This is a genomic window from Methylomonas sp., from assembly GCF_023228165.1.
In the GTDB taxonomy this organism is placed as follows: Bacteria; Pseudomonadota; Gammaproteobacteria; order Methylococcales; family Methylomonadaceae; genus Methylomonas.
The window spans coordinates 1-5,889 of sequence record NZ_JALOBS010000071.1 but is presented as its reverse complement, the minus strand read 5'-3'; the positions used below and the strand labels follow the sequence as shown (position 1 = coordinate 5,889).

Annotated in this window: 6 protein-coding genes; all 6 read right to left on the bottom strand. The window is 53.8% G+C overall.

Annotated elements, in window-relative coordinates; genetic code table 11:
- Positions 1-109: 109 nt before the first annotated feature.
- The 6 genes from M0R33_RS24220 to M0R33_RS24195 are packed head-to-tail and all read right to left on the bottom strand — an operon-like array spanning position 110 to position 5,837.
- Complete coding sequence (locus tag M0R33_RS24220; RefSeq protein WP_292574532.1) at positions 110-1,138, bottom strand: TraU family protein; 1,029 nt, start codon at positions 1,136-1,138, stop codon at positions 110-112.
- Entirely contained in the window at positions 1,135-2,265 is a 1,131-nt protein-coding gene (locus tag M0R33_RS24215; RefSeq protein ID WP_292574531.1) for a TrbC family F-type conjugative pilus assembly protein, read from the bottom strand. The genes M0R33_RS24220 and M0R33_RS24215 overlap by 4 nt, the downstream gene beginning before the upstream one ends.
- Positions 2,266-2,320: 55 nt before the next feature.
- Positions 2,321-2,884 (bottom strand): signal peptidase I, encoded by a 564-nt coding sequence (gene lepB / locus M0R33_RS24210; protein WP_292574530.1) that lies wholly within the window; start codon positions 2,882-2,884, stop codon positions 2,321-2,323.
- Positions 2,862-3,179 carry a hypothetical protein gene (locus tag M0R33_RS24205; RefSeq protein ID WP_292574529.1) on the bottom strand — a complete coding sequence of 106 codons (318 nt, stop codon included), beginning with the start codon at positions 3,177-3,179 and terminating at the stop codon, positions 2,862-2,864. Before M0R33_RS24205 ends, lepB begins: the two co-directional genes overlap by 23 nt.
- On the bottom strand, positions 3,169-5,583 hold the full coding sequence (gene traC / locus M0R33_RS24200; protein ID WP_292574528.1) for a type IV secretion system protein TraC: 2,415 nt from the start codon (positions 5,581-5,583) through the stop codon (positions 3,169-3,171). The genes M0R33_RS24205 and traC overlap by 11 nt, the downstream gene beginning before the upstream one ends.
- Complete coding sequence (locus M0R33_RS24195) at positions 5,580-5,837, bottom strand: RRXRR domain-containing protein (RefSeq protein WP_292574527.1); 258 nt, start codon at positions 5,835-5,837, stop codon at positions 5,580-5,582. Before M0R33_RS24195 ends, traC begins: the two co-directional genes overlap by 4 nt.
- Positions 5,838-5,889 lie beyond the last annotated feature (52 nt).

Genomic DNA, 5,889 nt, shown 5'->3' with positions numbered 1-5,889 from the left:
TTATGATCGGGTTAATACTACTTGCTTTCAGGAGTGTTCTGTTCACGGTTGACCTCACATTAGTATTCTTAATCAATGTGTTAGACTGATGCATCGTGAACAGTTCTCCCTAGAATAGACAACAGTCCTGCCACCTAAACAGGATGTATAGATGGTCCTCGCCCGGTCCCGGATAAGTGCGGCCCGCACCCCATTTGAAGGTGGTTTCTCCAATGGCATGATTGGACTCGGTTTCCGCGACCGGATAAAACATCGATAGCCGGTATTGCGACTTGGGAATGAAGGGATAGATATAGCCGCCGCATAAAGCATCGTTGCCCGAGGTTTTCCAGGCCAACCCGCGGCGATGCAAGGATGCCGTGGCGCGGGTGGCTAATAAACTGGTGATGCGTGGGTCGGTGCCGTAACTGGTGGGTGAAATGCCGGATAAGGGATACATATGCCCCCAAGCACCGGCACACCAGAACAAGGCATCCAAGGGATTGCCGGTGGCGGCCGCTGCGGCATCGGCGACACAGGCGGAGATGGCCACCGGATTGGCGAACAACGTCGTTTCCGGACTGGTAAAAAACGCCAATAAATCGTTGTTCCAGGTCGGGTCCAGTTCCGAGACATATAGCAAATCAAAATCCCGGTAGCCATCGCTGATGCAGCGACCATCCCAGAATAGATCCAGCAGGATGGTCAGTGGAAAGGCGAAATAGTGGTAATTGAAAAATGACATCTCGCTGGCATCGAAGTCGGCTTTGCCGGTGGTGGCGATCAAACGCACGTTCGAGGCACTGAATTTATGGCCTCCCAAAGCCGGCGAGCACCAGGGATTGCGGACAATCTCGATCAGCCTCGCCGGGTTCCAAAGACCCATGGTCATGCCAAGTTCCGGAATCCCCATCGGATCGGTACAGAAACAGAACTTCTCATCAGTCGCGATGCTCGGTACGTTGCCACCGCCCAGCGAAGCTCCCGCCGCCCGAATCGGAAATAAACAGCTCCAGCAAATATCGGTGACCAGCTTGCCAGACCACAGTTCGGCGTCGGAGCACAATGGATCGACGCTATTGGTTGTGGTGTCGGCATAAAGCGGGGTTGCCAGTGTTATCAGTCCTCCCAAAACCCAAGGGAAAACGAATCGTTTCATGACCGCTCTCCCGATGAGGCAGGCAGTTTTCGTTCATGAACAATCAGACGGTTACCGGATTGTTCGACGAAAGACGGAACATGCTGTAACTGAAAACGGCTGCGCATATCCGGTGTCAGTAAATACACCGGTGCCTGCATGGTGTTTTCCAAGTGTTTAAGCTTTTCCCAGCCATCTTGACGCGGCAGAGACGTGGCCAAATACATCACGTGGGCCTTTTTGTCCTGGCAGGAATGATGCCGAATCAGCTCAACTTGAGCCGGCACAGTGGCATCGAACACTTTCAGGCATAAGCCAAACGGCATCTTGTCCAACGGATTGACAGTTTGTCCGGCTCGGATGATCAGCTGACCGTTGGGCGCTGCTAGATCGCGCGGTGCGGTAATGGTCAGATCCACGGACCGATCGTGATCCTCCTGAGCAGTAGGTAAGTCTTCAAATTTTTGCTGTTCCCAGAACCGAGCGATAGCCTGTCGCTGCTTTTGTTTCCAGTCGATAGCGGCCATCCGGCGTTTGAGTTCTTCCAGCAAGTCGATTTCGGCAATCTCGCCGATATCGCCCAAGGTTCCCAAATCACCCTGCTTGCCGGCTTTGAGTTGCTCGTCCAGCCAGGACAAACTACTGACGCCATGAACGTGTAAACGGGATTTCCCATCCTGTTCGGCGATAATGTCAGGCACTGACGTCACCGACCAGCGCTGAAAACGGGTGGGATCGATGATGATGTTGGGCAGTGGATTGATGCCTTTCAGCAAGCGTTTGAGGTCCGCCATCAAAGCCGGCAGTTTTTGGCCGGGCTTGGGGCCGCGAAACACCAGTAATACATCATCCCGGCCTGCGGCCTCTTCAAAAATGCCTTTCAGCGCAGTATCGCCGAGTGAAAATGAGACGAACAGCAGTGTGAGTGGTTTGTTCGAAGGGGTTGTCGTCTGGCCGCTTGCTACTGCTGTCGATAGTGCCTTTGCTCGAATCGCTTGTGAAGCCTCCAAGACTTGTTGCGCCTGGCCTTTCATGTCCAACTGTTCAGTCTGACCATTCAACCAGTCGGGTAGAGGCTGGCCTTCCAAGGCTTGCAAGATGGCTTGAGAACGTTGCAGCCAGGCTTCCTCCGCCTGGACCGCGTGCACGCTGAACCAGCAAATTAAACAGACCGCCGATTGACGCCAAGGACGGTGGGGTCGATCAAAACAACGCATAGGCCCGCCCAATCACTTGATGGTCGTAGACATAGCCCCAGTAACGCGAATCGAAGCTTTTGTCGGTTTGCCCGGTCACCCAATAGGCGGCCGGTGGAATGGTTTCATGGCGTTTGAATTGGGCCGCCGGCTTCTTTAGTTTCTCCGTCAAAGCCAGTCCGTCGATGATAGTTTCACCGTTGATCGTGGTGTGCTGCGGATCGACGTGAATAGTGTCGCCGGTGACGCCGGCGGCGATTTTGACGATGATCTGCCCATCTTTGAAAAATGGCGCCATGCGTTCGGCACGAAAGGCAATCAAATCGCCACGCCAGATGTCCTTGTTCTGAGTGTCGATTAGGTAAATCCATTTATCCGGCAGACAGCGATCGACCTGATCGTCACCGCCGATCAAAAAGCGTTGGCCGATATAGCGTTCCACAGCTAACACCAGCAATAAAATCGGCATGGCCTTCAGCAAGAAACGGACTAAACGCGGTCGCGTGGTGTTCGGCACTGGCAAATGAAACCGTTGTTTATTCATCGATTCAGCGTCCGGCTTGTCGAACATAGACATCCTCCGGTGCAGCCACCACCGCCGTAGAATCGATCACCAGATAGCCAGCATCACTGAGTTTCTTGGCTTGGCCTTGCCAGTCATCGACGATCTTGGCCATTTGTTCCTGACTGGCATTGGGCGGTATCGATTGAATCAATTTGGCTCTGTCGAACACGAATACCGGCGTCACCAAATTCAAGCGTTCTAAGGGCTGTTGTAATTGCTGTTGCGCAGCCAACCAGCCACCGAGACATCCCAGACAGACAGCGATTAAAACAGTGCTGAACCATTGTGATTTATCGTCCATGATTCAACTCCCGTGTTTTAGACTGGCGACTGTCGATGAGTTGTTGAATGGCATCACCCAGGCTCAAGCCTTGTCGGCGCAACTGCTTCAAGGCGTTGACATCTTCGGGTTTGGTGGAGAACAGAATGCGTTTGAACGGGTCGACGATCAGTCGACCGATGCCGGAACCCATCTCGGTGATGAAGAAAATTTCCGAATAAGCGCCGGGTAAGGTATGCACGGTTTTAAGCAACTCGTAGCCGCCATCCGATAGCGGCAGACGGCGATCCTGCTTCATGCCTTCGATGACTTCGGCTTTTTGACCGAGCAAATACATATTGGCCGAGTTCTCGACAATCGCTCGACCGGCGGCATTGCGGTATAAGTCGTTCACAGACTGGGTGATAGTGACGGCTGCACCGCCGTATTTACGAAAGCGCCGATAGCCGTGTTCCATGAATTTGGCCACATCGCCTTCGGTGAGCAAGTCCCAGGCTTCATCGATGATGACGATCTTCGGGCGGTTGCGTTCGCCCAGATACATTTCCTGCTGGATCTGGTAGATCAGCTGCAGCAACACCACCTGTTGCAGATGTTTGCGGCCCTTGAGTTCTTCCAACTCCAATACCGTAAAGTCTTTGGCAAACTTGGCGTTATTCTGACCGTTGAAGTAGCGACCGTATTCTCCTTTTGTGGTAAAGGGAAACAACTGTTCGCCAACATCCTTCAAACGCTGATCGTTTTCGACACACAGCTGCTTGGCAATGTCATCGACCGACATGGCCTGCGCTTTATCCGTCCAGAGTTGCTTCAAAATTCGTTTCAGACCTGCGGTTTGGAAATCGGTGAGTTTCTCGGTCGGCGCCGCCATCTGGCTGACCAAACCCGCTAACATGTCCGCTTCTTCCTCGAAGTTTTGCACGATCTCAAACGGGTTCATGCAGATGCCCGAACCGTGGGTGAATTTCACGAAATCGCCTTCCAGCACTTCACACAGATTTTCATAGGAGCGGCCGACATCGATAGCCCAGATTTGCGCGCCTTCGGTCAGGTAGCTGACGATGATTTCGTTGGTCAGAAACGATTTGCCTTTACCGGATTCGGCGGCAATACACAGGTTGTAGTTGCCGGTGGTATCGAACAGCGACACCGACATGTGTTCGCCATTACGCGAGACGAAATTTAAAGTCGGCGTGCCAGTGCCGGCCCAATCGCCGAATAAGGGCAATAACGGAATGGCATGCCGGGTGGCCAGCGTGCGGTAGCGTTTCAAATCGGCAATCGCCGAACGTTCAGGACCGAATGGCAAACAGTTCAGGAAAAACGGCAGGCAGAAGTACTTGTCTTCCAACAGCTGAAAACCCAGCTCCCGAAAATACACTCTGGCATTGGACACCGCCGCGGCTTCTTCGGCTTCGTCGCAAAACAGCAGTACCCCGAAATAAGCCCGAATGGGTCTGTCGCCGTCGCGGTAGGCATCGAACAATACGTCGAAATGGTGTTTGCGCTGTACCAGCACCGGCAAAAACCGGGCAATCGGCGTGTTGACCTGGTTGGTGATGAATTGCCGCACACCTTCCTGGCGGGTGCGGGTTGATTCGGCGTCCGGGTAATGCAGGGTCAGACTGAGCAAGGTGTTTTGGCGAATGCCGCGGGTACCGGACAAAATATCGCCCAGATAGCTTTTGGCGCTGCCGAAGTAAAAATGATCAGGCGTGCGTTTGGCGGACAGCGTCTTGACGCGTTTACTCCCGAGCCACAGGCCTTTTTCATCGAGCTGGAGCGCGTTATCGTAATCCAGCAATTGGTCGCGGATCAGTTGGGTGGGATCGCACTCGGGTACCACCCAGTCTTTCCAGCCGGCATCGGGCTGCCAGTTGAGAATTGTGTTCAGAATGCGTACGTACTGATCGGCACCCAAAATTTCTGGATACAAGCCGATGGTCGACAGCGATTGCTGGGTAGCCATTTGCAATTCGCTGGCATGACGGATGTCTTGCTCACTGGGTCTTGGATAAGCCATCGGCAATTTGATCGTGACCAGAATGTGACTGCGCCGCAATCGAGCGCCCGAAATCGCTTCCGGGGCTTTGGTCGTGCCGCGCCGCAAGAAATCGATGCTGGCCTGGGTCATGGTTTTATAGGTAGGCTTTTGCTGTTTTAAGCGCCGGGTCTGCATGATGGCTAGCGATTCCTCGATGTCAGGCGAAGTCCAAAGGCTCACCTGCAACAAGGTGTCAGTCGGCCAGTCCTGGTTTAGCAACACGTTGACGCGCGCGGAAACGCTGGCATCGGCACCGGTCATTGGCCGGCACAGAAAGCCGAAACCGATGCTGCTATCGGCCATCAAGAACAGATGATGTTCGTATTCGTAAGCCAGTACCGGAAACAACTGGTCGGCACGCGGGCGTTGCGCTCTGGTCATGGGGTATGATCCTCAAGGTTCAGTTGTTGCATAGCTTCGGCTTGAAGCTCGGCACGCAGGCGAATCGTAAAAGGATGGCGGCAAACCCGAATCGCGCATTTCTTGCGTAATAATTCTCGTGCTCTGGCCGGATGGCAGGGATTGAGCGGGTGGCCGTTGTCGGCTTGAACCCGAACGGTTTTGCCGTCTTTAAAGTCGCGCGACGGGCGACGGTTGCCCATCGCAGTCTCGGTATCGGATGAATGACCGGTCATGGTTAGCGATCCTTAAATCGTCGCAGTGACGATATTGGTGATGATGGTCGGC